This is a genomic window from Mesorhizobium sp. M4B.F.Ca.ET.203.01.1.1 (genome assembly GCF_004791025.1).
Taxonomy (GTDB): Bacteria; Pseudomonadota; Alphaproteobacteria; order Rhizobiales; family Rhizobiaceae; genus Mesorhizobium; species Mesorhizobium abyssinicae.
In genome coordinates this window covers 678936-692276 of sequence record NZ_SRUO01000001.1, presented here as the reverse complement: position 1 = coordinate 692276, position 13341 = coordinate 678936, and the positions used below count along the sequence as shown (strand labels likewise).

The following is a 13341-nucleotide window of genomic DNA, read 5'->3' as shown; positions in this document are numbered from 1 at the left end:
TCAGTTGCCGTCGGAAGACATGGCGCCCAGCAGCCTGCGGATGTCGCCGAACCTGGCGATCGAGCCGAACACCAGCGCCGCCACCGCGACGAAGAACACCGACACCGCGGCCATGGTCGGCGTGTAGCCGTAGCGCAGCGCGTTGAAGATCTTGATCGGCAATGTCTCGGTGGTGAAGCCGATCGTCATGTAGGCGACGATGTATTCATTCAGCGACAGCACGAAGGCGAAGGCGTAGCCCGAGACGAGATAGGGCAGGATCAACGGCAGCACCACGGTCTTCAAGACGGTGCGGTCGTCGGCGCCCATGGTCGCCGCCGCCTCGACCAGCGAGCGGTCGATCGAGGCAAAGCCCAGCGACAGCGTCACCAGCGGCAGCGTCACGAAGAAGATCGCGTGGCTGATGATGGCGGTGAAGAACTGGCCGAACAGCCCGGCCGTCGCCCAGAAGCTGAGGAAGCCGAGCGCCGTGATGACCGGCGGCAGGATGAAGGGCGCCAGACCCAGCACCTGGAAGATGTTCGCCCATGGCGCGATGCGCCGCCACAGGAACCAGGCAAGCGGCAGCGCGATGGCCACCGCGATCGCCGCCGAGCAGACGGCGAGCGTCACCGAATGGATCAGCGCCAGCCGCCATTCCGGATCGGTGAAGATCTGCGCGTACCAGGCGAGCGAGAAGCCGACCGGCGGGAAGGTGAGTTCCTGCCGCGAATTGACCGAGACGCCGGCGACGACGATGAGCGGCGCTGCCAGGAACAGCGCGACGAGGCCGAAATAGAGGCGGCGGAGCCAGGTCTCGATCATAGCGCGTTCTCCCTGCGTCCGACGAGCAGCGTCATGCCGACCAGTGCCAGCGAGATCAGCACCAGGAACACCGCCATCGCCGCCGCGAAAGGCATGTTGGACTGGTAGATCGCCTGGTCGGTGATCAGCACCGAGAGCGTCCAGTGCTGCGGCCGCCCGAGGATCTGCGGCAAAAGATAGGAACCGAGCGCGAAGACGAAGACCATGATCAGCGTCGCCACGATGGTGTTCCTGAGCGCCGGCGCGACAACGTTGAAGAAGGCCCTGACCGGCGAGGCGCCGAGCGTGCGCGCCGCCTCCAGCAAGGTCGGGTCGAGACGGACAAGCGCCGGGTAAAGCACCAGGATCGTGTAGGGCAGCGCCTGATAGACCATGCCGGTCAGCACCGCACCGAAGGTCGGCAGCAGCGCCACCGGCTTGTCCATCAGCCCGATCGCCACCAGAAGGTTGGTGATGCCCGCAGTGCGCGAGAACAGCGTCGACCAGGCAAAGCCGATGATGACTTCCGACAGCGACAGCACCGACAAGAGGCCGACCAGCCACAGCGTCTGCACGCGGCGCGGCCGCCGGGTCAAAAGGTAGGTGAAGGGAAAGCCGATCGCCACGCAGCAGACGGCGACCAGCACCGCCAGCATCAGCGAGAAGCCGAGCACGCCGCCGAAGAAGGTCGACAGGAAGCGGGCGTAATTGTCGATGACGAAATCCGGCGTGTAGAAGCCGGACGGATTGCGCTTGAAGAAGCTGACGGCGATCATCGTCGAGAACGGCACGACGAAGAAGACGATCAGCATCAGGCCCGGGAAGAACAGCGGCGTATAGTCGGCTAGCGACCTGGGGGCTTCGCGTCTCATGAGCCGAGCACCACGCAGCTTTCCGGCGGCAGCACGACGCCGACCTTGGCGCCGACCGGCACGTCGTGCCTTTCGCGCGGGGTCGTCACCGCGACGATGCTGGTGTTGCCCACCTCAATGAAGGTCTCGATCGTGCCGCCGAGGTCGCGCACGAAGCTGACCTGGCCGGTGATGGCGCCGCCGGCAGGCTCGCCGAGATGCACATCCTCGGGACGGATCGACACCGAAGCCTTGGTCATGCCGGCCGGCATGGCGAGGCCCGGAATGGCGGTGCCGAGGATCGTCGTGCGTCCCGCGCTGTCGACCTCCGCCGGCAGGAGATTGGTGATGCCGATGAAGTCGGCGACGAAGGCGTCGGCCGGCTTGCGGTAGATTTCGATCGGCGGCGCCGCCTGCAATATCTTGCCGTGGCCCATGACGACGACGAGGTCGGCCATGGTCATCGCCTCGCGCTGGTCGTGGGTGACGACGATGGTGGTGATGCCGAGGCTCTGCTGCAGCTGGCGCAGTTCCACCTGCATCGCCTCGCGCAGTTTGGCGTCGAGCGCCGACAGCGGCTCGTCGAGCAGGAACAGTTTCGGCGACAGAGCGAGGGCGCGGGCGATCGCCACGCGCTGGCGCTGGCCGCCCGACAGCTTCGCCACCGGACGGTCGGCGAAGCCCGGCAGATGGATCAGCGTCAGCAGTTCGTCGACCCGCTTCTTCTGCTCTTCCCTGGAGGCGCCGCGGATGCGCAGCGCGTAGGAGATGTTGTCGCCGACCGAAAGATGCGGAAACAGCGCCAGCGACTGGAACACCATGCCGAGATTGCGCTTGTGCGTCGGCAGCGGCGTGATGTCCTCGCCATCGAGCACGATGGCGCCGCTGGTCGGTTCCTCCAGCCCGGCGATCATGCGCAGCAGCGTGGTCTTGCCGCAGCCCGACGGGCCGAGCAGGCAGACGAACGTGCCGTGCGGCACGTTGAGCTGGACATTGTCGACGGCGGCGAAGACGCCGAATTTCTTGGTGATGGCGTTTATGTTCAATCCGGACATGCTCACCCCTCTCTCAGGACGTTGCACCGCAAGGGCCGCCGGGCAGATGCCCGGCGGCCGGCTTCATGCGTTCCGGCTGCTTAGCCGACGATCAGCTCGGTCCACTTCTGGTTGATCCAGTCGGCCTTCGACGTATAGAGGTCGTAGCGCGGGATGATCGGCTCGATGTCGGACGACACGGCGGCGAACTCCTCCGGCTTGAGGTCGAGCACTTCCTTCTTCAACGTCGGCGTGGTGCCGACCTTGCGCGACATCACGCCCTGCATCGAAGGCTGGCTCATGAAGTCGATGAAGGCGTGCGCTTCCTCGACCTTGGTCGAGGCGCGCGACAGCACCCAGTTGCCGGAATCCTGGATGCCGCCTTCCTTCGGGAAGGTCGAGCGGACATGGAAGCCGTCGGCGGCCGCAAGCCCGGTGACGTCGTGGTAGTACTGGCCCATCGGGATCTCGCCCGACTTCAGCGCCTGCTCGAACTGCGCCTCGTCGCGATACCACAGCCGGACATTCGGCTTGAGCTCGGCGAGCTTCTCGAACGCCTTGTTCAGCCCGTCTTCGGTGTCGAGCGCGTTGGTGCCACCCATGAAGGTCTTGGCCGTTACTTCGAGCAGGAACGAGTTGGAGGCGAGCGCCAGCAGGCCGAGCTTGTCCTCGTTGGCCTTGTCCCAGAGTGCTGCCCACGAGGTCGGCGCGTCCTTGTAGACGTCGGTGTTGGTGACCAGCGTGATCCACCAGGCCACCGCGCCGATGCCGGCGACGCGGCCGTCCGGATATTTGTTGATGAAGCGGGGCAGGAGGTCGCCATAGTGCTTGAACTTCGAGGTGTCGAGCGGCGTCCACAGTTCGGTCGACTGGCCCTTGAGCGTCGAGGTCTGCGACATCATCGAAAGGTCGGCCGGCGCCTGTCCGGCCTTGGCCGCCTGTTCGAGCTGTACCAGCCAGGCCTCGCCGGTCGGCTCGGCGACCGATTCCACCGCGATGCCGGTTGCCTTGGTGAATTCCGGAAAGACATGCTCGTCGAACGATTTCTTGAAGTAGCCGCCATAGACGCCGACCTTCAGCGACTTGTCCTGCGCCCGCAGCACCGCGGGCATGGCGAGCACGCCGGCGGCGGCCAGGCCGGCGCCAAGCACGCCGCGCCGGGTGATGGGTGTTGCGATCAGTCTGTTCATCTCAATTCTCCTCTGTTTGTGCCGGTTGTCCGGCGGGTTCCCTTGGTTGCGTTTCTCCGCCGTCCGGCGGATCAGTGTGCCGCCGCTCGTTGCTCGAGCGCGCGGGCGTATTGCGTCAGTGGAAAGCACATGACGAAGAAGATCAGCGCCACCAGTCCGTAGACGGTGAACGGTTCGAAGGTCGCGTTGTTGATGGCGTTTGAGGTCCTGACCAGTTCCTCGAAGCCGATGATCGAGGTCAGCGCCGTCGACTTGATGAGCTGCACCAGGAAGCCGACGGTCGGCGCGCGGGTGATCGAGAACGCCTGCGGCAGGATGATCAGCCTGAGCTCCTGCAGGTAGTGCAGCCCGAGGCTGGCGCCGGCGTCCCACTGGCCGCGCGGCAGCGCATCGACGCCGCTACGCCAGATCTCGGCCAGATAGGCGCTGGCGAAGAAGGTGAGGCCGAGCGCCGCCGCCGTCCACGGCTCGATGCGCAGCCCGAGCATCGGCAGGCCGAAGAACATCAGGAAGAGTTGCATCAAGAGCGGCGTTCCCTGGAATAGCGCGATGTAGCCGGAGGCAATCCGCCGGGTCCATTTGGTCTTGGCGATGCGCAAGAACAGCACGGCCAGGCCGACCAGTGCGCCGCCGACGAAGGCGGCGAGCGACAACAGCACCGTCCAGCGCGCGGCGAGCAGCAGGTTGCGCAATATGTCCCAGAAGGTGAACTCGATCATGACACGCCGGCTCCCAGAACACGGCGCCCGCCGCCGACCAGCAGCCGGCGCAGCCCCATCGACAGGCCGAGATAGACCAGCGTCACCACAAAATAGGTCTCGAAGGCGCGGAAGGTGCGTGCCTGCAGCATATCGGCCTCGTAGGTCAGTTCCCGCACCGCGATTTGCGACACCACGGCCGATTCCAGCATCATGATGACGATCTGGCTGGTCAGCGCCGGGTAGATCACCTTCAGCGCCTGCGGCAGCACGATCTTGACGAACACCAGACGAGGCCTGAGCCCAAGCGCCAGTGCGGCTTCCGTCTGCCCGCGCGGCACCGCGTCCAGCCCGGCGCCGACGATCTCGATCGTGTAGGCCGCCATGTTGAGCATCATCGCCAGCATGGCGGCCAGGATCGGATCGAGCCTTATGCCGAGGCTGGGCAGCCCGAAGAAGATGAAGAACAGCTGCACCAGGAACGGCGTGTTGCGCATTACCTCGACATAGGCCGCGATCGCCAGCCTGAGCGGCTTCGGGCCGTTTCTTTTGCCGGCGGCGCCGAGGATGCTGAGGAAGGTTCCCGCCAGCGTGGTGACGGCGATCAAAAGGATCGTCGTCGCCGCGCCGCGCGCGATCGCGCCTACCGCACCCGCAAGCCAGCCGAAGTCGAGGCTGTAGCCCATGGCAATGCCCCCTGCTGTCCCAGGATCAGTCCTTGAGGTTGTCGGGGTTGAGCGGCGTCTTCAGCCAGGCCTTCGAGCTCTCGTCCAGCTTGCCGTCGGCCAGCATCTTGGCGACCGCGTCGTTGATCGCCTGCTTCAGTCGGTCCTCGTTCTTGTTGAGGCCGATATGCGAGGGCGAGGTGAGCAGCTGGAACTTCTGCTCCGGCTGCAGCGCGTCCTGCTTGGCCAGAACCTGGGCGCCGACATCGTTGCCGACCACCATCAGCTGGGTCTGGCCGGAGATGAAGGCCTGGATGACGGAGTTGTAGTTGTCGAAGCGGCGGATGTCCGCCGAGGCCGGTGCCGCTTCGGTCAGCGAGGTGTCCTCCAGCGTGCCGCGATTGACGGCGATCGACTTGTCGGCAAGGTCCTCCTTGCCTTTGACGGCAAGCGCGGCCGGACCGATGACGGCAATGTAGTAGGGCGCGTAGGCGGCGGCGAAGTCGATCACCTCGGCGCGCTCCTTCGAGTAGCCGACGCTCATCAGGAAGTCGACGCGCTTGTCGGTGAGATAGGGAATGCGGTTCTGGCCGGTGACGCTGACGAGGTTCAGCTTCACCTTCAGGGAGTCGGCGATGGCCTGCGCCACGTCGATGTCATAGCCCTTGATGCTCATGTCCGCGCTGGCCGAGGAGAAGGGCGGGAAGTCGGAGAAGATGCCGACATTGATGGTGCCGGCCTTGGTGATGTCGTCGATGGCGTCGGCCCTGGCCGCCTGCGAGGCGAGGCCGGCGGCGCCGAGCATCAGCATTGCCGTGATGGCGGATTTCAGCGTGGTGCGAAGTGTCATTTTAGTTCCCCTTCTGGAAGCTTGTTGTTGAAACCGGCCGCCGGCTCCAGCGCGGCGGCCGTATTGGTCTGGCGCCGCCTCAGCCTTTCTTGATGGCCGGGCTGAACACCATCAGGCTCAGGATCTCGAACAAGACCTGGGCGCCGACATGGGCGGTGTTGGTGGTCGCGTCGTATTGCGGCGCCACCTCGACGACGTCGCCGCCGACGATGTTGAGGCCCTTGAGGCCGCGCAGCAGTTCGAGCACCTCGCGCGTCGTCAGCCCGCCGACTTCCGGCGTGCCGGTGCCCGGCGCGAAGGCCGGATCGACGCTGTCGACGTCGAAGGAAATGTAGGTCGGCCCGTCGCCGACGATCTTGCGCGCCTTCTCGATGATGGCCGGCATGCCCAACCCTGTCACTTCCTCGGCGTGCACGACCGTCATGCCGGACTCGTAGGAGAACTCCCACAGATACTCGGCCGAGCCGCGGATGCCGATCTGGATGGTGCGCGAGGGATCGAGCACGCCGTCCAGCACCGCGTTGCGGAACGGCCCGCCATGGTGGAACTTGGTCAGGTCGAACAGGCCGCTGGTGTCGCAATGGGCATCGATATGGATCATGCCGACCGGTGCCTTCTTGCCGACCGCCTTCAGAATCGGATGGCTGATCGAGTGGTCGCCGCCGACCGAGAGCGGGATGACGCCGGCGTCGACGATCTGGTTGGCTCGGCGCTCGATGTCCTCATGGCTGGTCTCCAGCCGGTAGCGGCTCTGGAACGGCACGTCGCCGATGTCGGCGACGCGAAGCTCATGCGTCGGCGCGCACTCCAGCACATGGTTGTAGGGGCCGATGCGCTCGATGGCGCGCAGCGCCCGCGGCCCAAAGCGCGAGCCCGGACGGTTGGTGACGCCGAGATCCATCGGCACGCCGATCATCGCCACCTGCAGATCGCCGAAATCCGGCTTGTCGGCGGCCACCTCGCGGTAGGGCGCGGTGAGGAAGGTCGGGATGCCGGAATAGGGCGCCAGCCTGGTGCCCGACTTGGAGAAGATCTTGTCGGCGACCTTGCGGAACTTCGGGTCGAACATCTCGCCGCCATGGCCCTCGCCATACTTGCGACGCAACGCTTCAAGTTTGCCGCGATCGTAACCCATGTCGGTCTCCTCCGTCTGGCTGGTAGTGAAGCAACACCTATGATGCTGACGGCCATCCGGCCGGACCGCGGTCCCGCCCTGGCTGCCTGCAGATTTCACGTCTTGATGATGTTCCGGGACAAAGTTTCCGGCAGCTCCATTGAAAAATCAATTGATATTGTTAGGGTGTTTGTTGTGAGAAAATCTCACACTACTTGAGTGCACCATGGCCAAGCGTCTGCCCCCGCTGAATCCGCTGCGCGCCTTCGAGGCCACGGCCCGCCATGCCTCGCTGACCAAGGCTGCGGCGGAGCTGAATGTCACGCACGGCGCCGTCAGCCACCAGATCAAGGCGCTCGAGCAGTCGCTCGGCGTCAAGCTGCTCGAGCGCGCCGGCCAGCGGGTGAAGCTGACGCCGCACGGCGCCGAGCTTCTGCCGGCGGTGTCGAGCGCCTTCGACGGCATCGCCGCCGCCACGCAGCGCATGACGCGGCCGGCCAGCGCCGGCAAGCTCTCAATATCCTGCGTGCCGGCGCTGCTGCTCTTGTGGATGACGCCGCGATTGGGCTCGTTCACCGCGCAATATCCCGACATCCAGCTCACCTTGCTTCCCTCCAACGACGCCAGGGACATTCGCGCCCCGCATATCGATGTCTGCGTGCACTATGGCGATGGCAGCTGGAGCGATTGCTGGATGCGCAAATGGTCCGGCCTCGAACTGTTCCCCGTGGTCAGTCCGACGCTGATCAACAACCGCCCGATCCGCACCGTTCGCGATCTCGCCGACCATGTCATCCTGCACGGCGATGACGGCCGCGAGTGGCACACCTGGCTGGCCGCCGCCGACGCGCTGGACCTGGAGCGCGGCCGCCGCCATCATTTGGGCGACGCGCGCACCGCGACCGAGGCCGCCGTGCATGGCCACGGCGTCGCGCTCGGCGATTCCGTCACCGCGAGCACGCTGCTGGCCAGGGGCCTGCTGGTCGCTCCGTTCAGCCTGTCGGTGCCGGCGGTCGACGACTTCTACGTCGTCTGCCGCAACGAGATGAGGTCGACGCCGATCGTTCAGCTCTTCATCGACTGGCTGTTCGCCGAGAAGGAACAGGCCGACGGCCGCGCCGACGCACCGGTCGCGGGGCGCATCGGCAGCCGCCGGAAGCGCCCGGCGCTGAGGGTGATCGGCGCCAGGACGGCGTCCTGACGGCTGGACCGGGGCGGCCTCTTTTTGTCGGGCCAGCCCGCAAAGCGGGAGGCGTTGCCGAAAATTCAATGCTAAGAGGCTTGGTTGAAGCAGTTCCAGGAAAAGCGGCCGGAAATGCGCAGGCAAGCGCTAGAGTGAGCAGCGAAGGCGGCAGGACGAGATGGCAAAGACCGATATTGCGCGGCGCGTCTACAACCACACCTGGAAGCTGGACCCGATCGTCCGCAGCCTGCTCGACACCGATTTCTACAAGCTTCTGATGCTGCAGATGATCTGGGGCATGTATCCCAAGGTCGAAACCACTTTCTCGCTGATCAACCGCACCACCTCGGTGCGCCTCGCCGACGAGATCGACGAGCAGGAACTGCGCGACCAGCTCGACCACGCCCGCACCTTGCGCTTCTCCAAGAAGGAGATGATCTGGCTCGGCGGCAACACCTTCTATGGCCGCAAGCAGATCTTCGAGCCGGAATTCCTTGCCTGGCTGGAGGATTTCCAGTTGCCCGAATACGAGCTGTCCAAGCGCGACGGCCAGTACGAGCTCTCCTTCAGCGGCCCCTGGATGTACACGACCCTGTGGGAGATCCCGGCGCTGGCCATCATCAATGAACTGCGATCGCGCGCGGCCATGCGCGCCTTCGGCCCGTTCGCGCTCGACGTGCTCTATGCCCGCGCCAAGGCCAAGATGTGGGCAAAGACCGAGCGGCTGAAGGCGCTGCCGGGCATCCGCATATCCGATTTCGGCACCCGCCGCCGCCACTCCTTCCTGTGGCAACGCTGGTGTGTGGAAGCCTTGAAGGAAGGCATCGGCCAGGCCTTCACCGGCACCTCCAACGTCCTGCTTGCCATGGACAACGACCTCGAGGCGCTCGGCACCAACGCGCATGAGCTGCCGATGGTGTTTGCCGCCCTCGCTAATTCGGAAGAGGAGCTCAAGCAGTCGCCCTACAAGGTGCTGCAGGACTGGCAGCGCTACTATGGCGGCAATTTGCTGATCGTGCTGCCGGACGCGTTCGGCACCGCATCCTTCCTGCGTGACGCGCCGGACTGGGTCGCCGACTGGACCGGCTTCCGCCCCGACAGCGCGCCGCCGATCGAGGGTGGCGAGAAGATCATCGAGTGGTGGCGCGAGAGGGGCAAGGACCCCAGGCAGAAGCTGCTGATCTTCTCCGACGGGCTCGAGGTCGAGACGATCGAGGAGACCTACCGCCACTTCCGCGGCAAGGTGCGCATGTCTTTCGGCTGGGGCACCAACCTCACCAACGATTTCGAGGGCTGCGCGCCGACCGAAACCAACAGCCTGGATGCCATCTCGCTGGTCTGCAAGGTCACCGAGGCCAATGGAAGGCCTGCGGTCAAGCTCTCCGACAATCCGGCCAAGGCGACCGGGGACTTGAAGGAGATCAAGCGCTACCTGAGGATATTCGGCGAGAAGGACCGGGTGAGGCAGCTGGTCAAGGTTTAAAGGCTGCGCCTGTGGCCTGTGCTGATCCCGCATCGTCAAGCGAGATTGCAAGGCTCGATATGCCGAGTTTCTTCGCGCCCCCCTCTGTCGTGCCGGACATCTCCCCCACTGAGGCTGCTTTCCTCTCCCTCCGGAGGGGGGAGAGGTGGCGCCGCGAAGTGGCGACGGAGTGGGGGAACCACCTGGCAACCGCCGCAACGGGCATAGGAAAGAGGATCGCTTGCACGCGTCGTCCTGACCCGCGCCAGGGTCGACCCCCACTCCGTCGAGCTACGCTCGACACCTCTCCCCCGATCGACGGGGGAGAGGAAGGGTGCCAAGCCATCCGAGCAGGCGCCACTTCTCAATTGCAGACGCTTGCCTCTGAAGATAGTGCGATCTCCCCCCAAGTGGGGGAGATGTCCGGCAGGACTGAGGGGGACGCCGTAGGGCGCGAACCTTCGCGATTGGCTCTCGCAGCAGCCTTCGCATCCCTCCCCACTTCCGCCTTCGCCCACGCCTCAGATCGCGGCCATGTCCTCCTCCTTCCCACCGGCTATTACGTCGCCGGCGGCGCGCTCGCCGTCGCCGTCAGCTTCCTCGTCCTGGCCCTGCTACCGCCGGAAGCGCTCGATCGCTTCTGGCGCCGGCGCCTGCCGCTCTTTGCCCTCGGTGACGCCTCTCGCACGATCGTCAGCGCGATATCTTTTGCCGGCTTCGCAATCCTCCTTGCCGCCGGCCTGTTCGGCAGCCGCGATCCACTGTCCAACCCGCTGCCGCTCGTCATATGGACGCTGCTCTGGGTGGGCTTGGCTTTGTTGCAGGGCGCGCTCGGTGATCTCTGGTCGTGGCTGAACCCCTGGTACGGACCGTGGCGGGTCGTCAGCCGCCTGATCGGACGCGGCGGTGAACAGGACGGACGCTTGCCCGCATGGCTAGCCTGCTGGCCGGCCGTCGGGCTGTTCTTCGCCTTCGCCTGGTTCGAGTTGATCGACCCGGCGCCCGACGACCCGGCCCGGTTGGCATACGCCGCCGGCCTCTACTGGCTGCAGAACTTCATCCTGATGCTCGTCTTCGGCCATCGCGAATGGAGCCGGCGCGGCGAGTTCCTGAGCGTGTTCTTCGCCATGGTCGCGCGCTTTGCTGTTGTTGAGCGCGATGCGAAGTGCCGCCTCAGTCTCTGCTGGCCGGGCGCCAAACTGCTCTCCGCCGAGCCGTTGCCGACAGCCGGCATCGCCTTCCTGCTGCTTGCGCTGTCCTCGGTCTCCTTCGACGGCCTGTCGAAGACCTTCTTCTGGCTCGGCTTGTTCGGCGTCAATCCGCTGGAGTTTCCCGGGCGCACCGCGCTGATCGGCATCGGCAGCTTCGGCCTTGTCCTGACCTTCGTCCTGCTGGCAGCGGTGTTCGCGCTTGCCGTCCATGTCGGCCAGCGCCTCGCCGGCGACCGGCATTCATTCGCGCAAGCCGCCGGCTTGCTGGTCTGGTCTATCGTGCCGATCGCGCTCGCCTACCATTTCGCCCACTACCTGACGGCGCTGCTGGTCGACGGCCAATATGCGCTGGCCGCCCTGTCCGATCCCTTCGCGCTCGGCTGGAACCTGTTCGGCACCGCTGACATGGAAGTCGAAGCCGGCGTGGTCGCCGGCGCCGACTCGGCCTGGTGGCTGTGGAATCTCCAGGCCGGCGTCATCATTCTTGGCCATATGCTGGCCGTCCTCGTCGCCCATGGTCTGGCCTGGCGGCTGCATCCGGCCGCGGCGCGTGCCGCGCTCAGCCAACTGCCGCTCACGGTGCTGATGATCGCCTATACGGTCTTTGGCCTTTGGCTGCTTGCCACGCCGACCGCCGGGTGAAAAAGGGCGGCCTCAATGCCTGTCGGGAAGTACGCTTGCCACGTCGAGGCTTTGGTGATTTAGTTTGTACACATGCAATTTTTGCCTCGTTACAGCCATTGGTCAAAACTCAAAAAACAGGGGAACTGCCGTGTCTGACAAGAATGGGTTTTTCGATCTTTCCAAGACCACTCTTTCGCGCCGCACCGCGCTGAAGGGCCTCGCCGCCGGCGCCGGCCTTGCCGTCGCGCCGGGCTTCGTCCGCTACAGCCAGGCGCAGAGCTCGGCGCCGGTCAAGATCGGCTTCCAGTCGCACCGCACCGGCATCGGCGCCGCCTATGGCCGCTGGTACGAGAAGACGAGCGCCGCCGCGGTCAAGGCCATCAACGATGCCGGCGGCATCAACGGCCGCCAGGTCGAGCTGGTCATCGAGGATGACGGCACCGATCCCGCCCGCGGCGCCGAGGTTGTCGGCAAGTTCGCCACCCAGCACAAGACCGACATCGTCTTCGGCACCTTGTTCTCGCATGTCGTCATCGGCTCGGCACCCGCCGCCGGCGAAAACAAGATCCCCTATTTCGTCGTCAGCGAAGGCCACCACGTCGCCTCGACCAAGCTCAACCGCTACGTCTTTCAGCCCGGCATCACCGACGTGAAGAGCCAGATCCAGTCGATGGCGCCGTGGATCGCGGCCAATGCCGGCAAGAAGGTGACGCAGATCTTCCCCGACTTCGCCTTCGGCTACGACCATCGCGACTACCTGCCGCCGGCACTGAAGGCGCAGGGCGCCGACGTTATCGCCCAGATCGCCATCCCGCCGACGGAGTCGTCCTTCACCAAATACTTCCCGCAGATCCCGGCCGAGACCGAGGTGATCTACCACGTCATGGTCGGCCCGGCCGTGCTCACCTTCGTCAAGGAGCTCGGCGAATTCTACGGCTCGTCGCGGCCGCAGCTGTTCGGCTTCATGGATTCGCTCGAGGCGACCGACATCAACAGCCCCGGCCTCGAATTCCTCGACGGAAGCCATTTCTGGGAAGGTTCGCCGCGCTATGCGCAGGCCGACGATTCCCCCGCCCAGAAGGCCTACCGCGCCGCCGTCGGCATCGACGACAATGGCGCCGCCGTCGGCGATGCCAAGGACGTCTCCACCGCCTCGCACATGTTCGGCTGCTGGGAAACGCTTTATGTCGTCAAGAAGGCGATGGAGGATGCCGGCTACAAGGGGCCTGAGGATCGCGCCAAGCTGGTCGAGGCGACCGAGGCGCTGAAGGAGTTCGCCGAAGGGCCGGAGCATCCGCAGGGTCCGAAGACCTTCAACGGCAAGATCCACCAATGCTTCGGCATCCAGAACATCTCCAAGGTCGAGGGCGGCAAGCTCAAGGTGGTGCACAAGACGAAGATCGAGGACGGCCTCTACGAGGCCGAGGGGGATTACACGACGCAGGCGCTGTGACTTAGTTACGCCGACAAGCGTGAGCGCCAAGCCACCCCTCTCTGTCCTGCCGGACATCTCCCCCTCAAGGGGGGAGATCAGCAGCTCATGCGAAGGCGGCACTCTGTCGGCCTTTGCGATTGGCGAAAGTGATAGTGACAGCCAATCTCCCCCCTTGAGGAGGGTGAGGAGCGGTCCGCGAAGCGGACGGGAAGCCAATTGCTTGGCTTTCCGAGCGACGAAC

General features: G+C 65.2%; 12 protein-coding genes. 4 read left to right on the top strand and 8 right to left on the bottom strand.

Annotated elements, in window-relative coordinates; genetic code table 11:
* From EN846_RS03190 to speB, 8 genes are all read right to left on the bottom strand, one after another.
* Entirely contained in the window at nucleotides 1–801 is an 801-nt protein-coding gene (locus EN846_RS03190) for an ABC transporter permease (protein ID WP_127392178.1), read from the bottom strand.
* Nucleotides 801–1655, bottom strand: a complete 855-nt coding sequence (locus EN846_RS03185; RefSeq protein ID WP_127392175.1) for an ABC transporter permease — start codon at nucleotides 1653–1655, stop codon at nucleotides 801–803. The genes EN846_RS03190 and EN846_RS03185 overlap by 1 nt, the downstream gene beginning before the upstream one ends.
* Nucleotides 1652–2689 carry an ABC transporter ATP-binding protein gene (locus EN846_RS03180; protein ID WP_127392176.1) on the bottom strand — a complete coding sequence of 346 codons (1038 nt, stop codon included), beginning with the start codon at nucleotides 2687–2689 and terminating at the stop codon, nucleotides 1652–1654. Before EN846_RS03180 ends, EN846_RS03185 begins: the two co-directional genes overlap by 4 nt.
* Before the next feature lie 80 nt (nucleotides 2690–2769).
* Nucleotides 2770–3858, bottom strand: a complete 1089-nt coding sequence (locus tag EN846_RS03175) for an extracellular solute-binding protein (RefSeq protein ID WP_127285607.1) — start codon at nucleotides 3856–3858, stop codon at nucleotides 2770–2772.
* A 71-nt stretch (nucleotides 3859–3929) separates the two neighbouring features.
* Entirely contained in the window at nucleotides 3930–4577 is a 648-nt protein-coding gene (locus EN846_RS03170) for an amino acid ABC transporter permease (protein WP_126057022.1), read from the bottom strand.
* Complete coding sequence (locus tag EN846_RS03165) at nucleotides 4574–5242, bottom strand: amino acid ABC transporter permease (protein WP_127392177.1); 669 nt, start codon at nucleotides 5240–5242, stop codon at nucleotides 4574–4576. The genes EN846_RS03170 and EN846_RS03165 overlap by 4 nt, the downstream gene beginning before the upstream one ends.
* A 25-nt stretch (nucleotides 5243–5267) precedes the next feature.
* Complete coding sequence (locus EN846_RS03160; RefSeq protein WP_127285605.1) at nucleotides 5268–6071, bottom strand: transporter substrate-binding domain-containing protein; 804 nt, start codon at nucleotides 6069–6071, stop codon at nucleotides 5268–5270.
* Between the two features lie 79 nt (nucleotides 6072–6150).
* Nucleotides 6151–7206, bottom strand: a complete 1056-nt coding sequence (speB, locus tag EN846_RS03155) for an agmatinase (RefSeq protein ID WP_127309075.1) — start codon at nucleotides 7204–7206, stop codon at nucleotides 6151–6153.
* Nucleotides 7207–7411: 205 nt separating this feature from the next.
* Here speB and gcvA point away from each other — a divergent pair, with 205 nt between their 5' ends.
* The 4 genes from gcvA (at nucleotide 7412) to EN846_RS03135 (ending at nucleotide 13118) form a co-directional block, all read left to right on the top strand.
* Nucleotides 7412–8386: a transcriptional regulator GcvA gene (gene gcvA, locus EN846_RS03150; RefSeq protein ID WP_127309076.1), complete on the top strand. Its 975-nt coding sequence runs from the start codon at nucleotides 7412–7414 to the stop codon at nucleotides 8384–8386.
* 160 nt (nucleotides 8387–8546) lie between these two features.
* Nucleotides 8547–9851 (top strand): nicotinate phosphoribosyltransferase, encoded by a 1305-nt coding sequence (gene pncB / locus EN846_RS03145; protein ID WP_128274948.1) that lies wholly within the window; start codon nucleotides 8547–8549, stop codon nucleotides 9849–9851.
* Nucleotides 9852–10249: 398 nt separating this feature from the next.
* Complete coding sequence (locus tag EN846_RS03140) at nucleotides 10250–11683, top strand: hypothetical protein (RefSeq protein ID WP_127392089.1); 1434 nt, start codon at nucleotides 10250–10252, stop codon at nucleotides 11681–11683.
* A gap of 130 nt (nucleotides 11684–11813) precedes the next feature.
* A complete protein-coding gene (locus EN846_RS03135) occupies nucleotides 11814–13118 on the top strand; it encodes an ABC transporter substrate-binding protein (RefSeq protein ID WP_127392088.1) in 1305 nt (434 codons plus the stop codon).
* Nucleotides 13119–13341: the final 223 nt, after the last annotated feature.

Bases quoted from the DNA above. Each gene is read 5' to 3' on its own strand.
- EN846_RS03185 (WP_127392175.1), bottom strand. From the start codon at position 1,655: ATGAGACGCGAAGCCCCCAGGTCGCTAGCCGACTATACGCCGCTGTTC.
- EN846_RS03180 (WP_127392176.1), bottom strand. From the start codon at position 2,689: ATGTCCGGATTGAACATAAACGCCATCACCAAGAAATTCGGCGTCTTC.
- EN846_RS03175 (WP_127285607.1), bottom strand. From the start codon at position 3,858: ATGAACAGACTGATCGCAACACCCATCACCCGGCGCGGCGTGCTTGGC.
- EN846_RS03170 (WP_126057022.1), bottom strand. From the start codon at position 4,577: ATGATCGAGTTCACCTTCTGGGACATATTGCGCAACCTGCTGCTCGCC.
- EN846_RS03165 (WP_127392177.1), bottom strand. From the start codon at position 5,242: ATGGGCTACAGCCTCGACTTCGGCTGGCTTGCGGGTGCGGTAGGCGCG.
- EN846_RS03160 (WP_127285605.1), bottom strand. From the start codon at position 6,071: ATGACACTTCGCACCACGCTGAAATCCGCCATCACGGCAATGCTGATG.
- speB (WP_127309075.1), bottom strand. From the start codon at position 7,206: ATGGGTTACGATCGCGGCAAACTTGAAGCGTTGCGTCGCAAGTATGGC.
- gcvA (WP_127309076.1), top strand. From the start codon at position 7,412: ATGGCCAAGCGTCTGCCCCCGCTGAATCCGCTGCGCGCCTTCGAGGCC.
- pncB (WP_128274948.1), top strand. From the start codon at position 8,547: ATGGCAAAGACCGATATTGCGCGGCGCGTCTACAACCACACCTGGAAG.
- EN846_RS03140 (WP_127392089.1), top strand. From the start codon at position 10,250: ATGTCCGGCAGGACTGAGGGGGACGCCGTAGGGCGCGAACCTTCGCGA.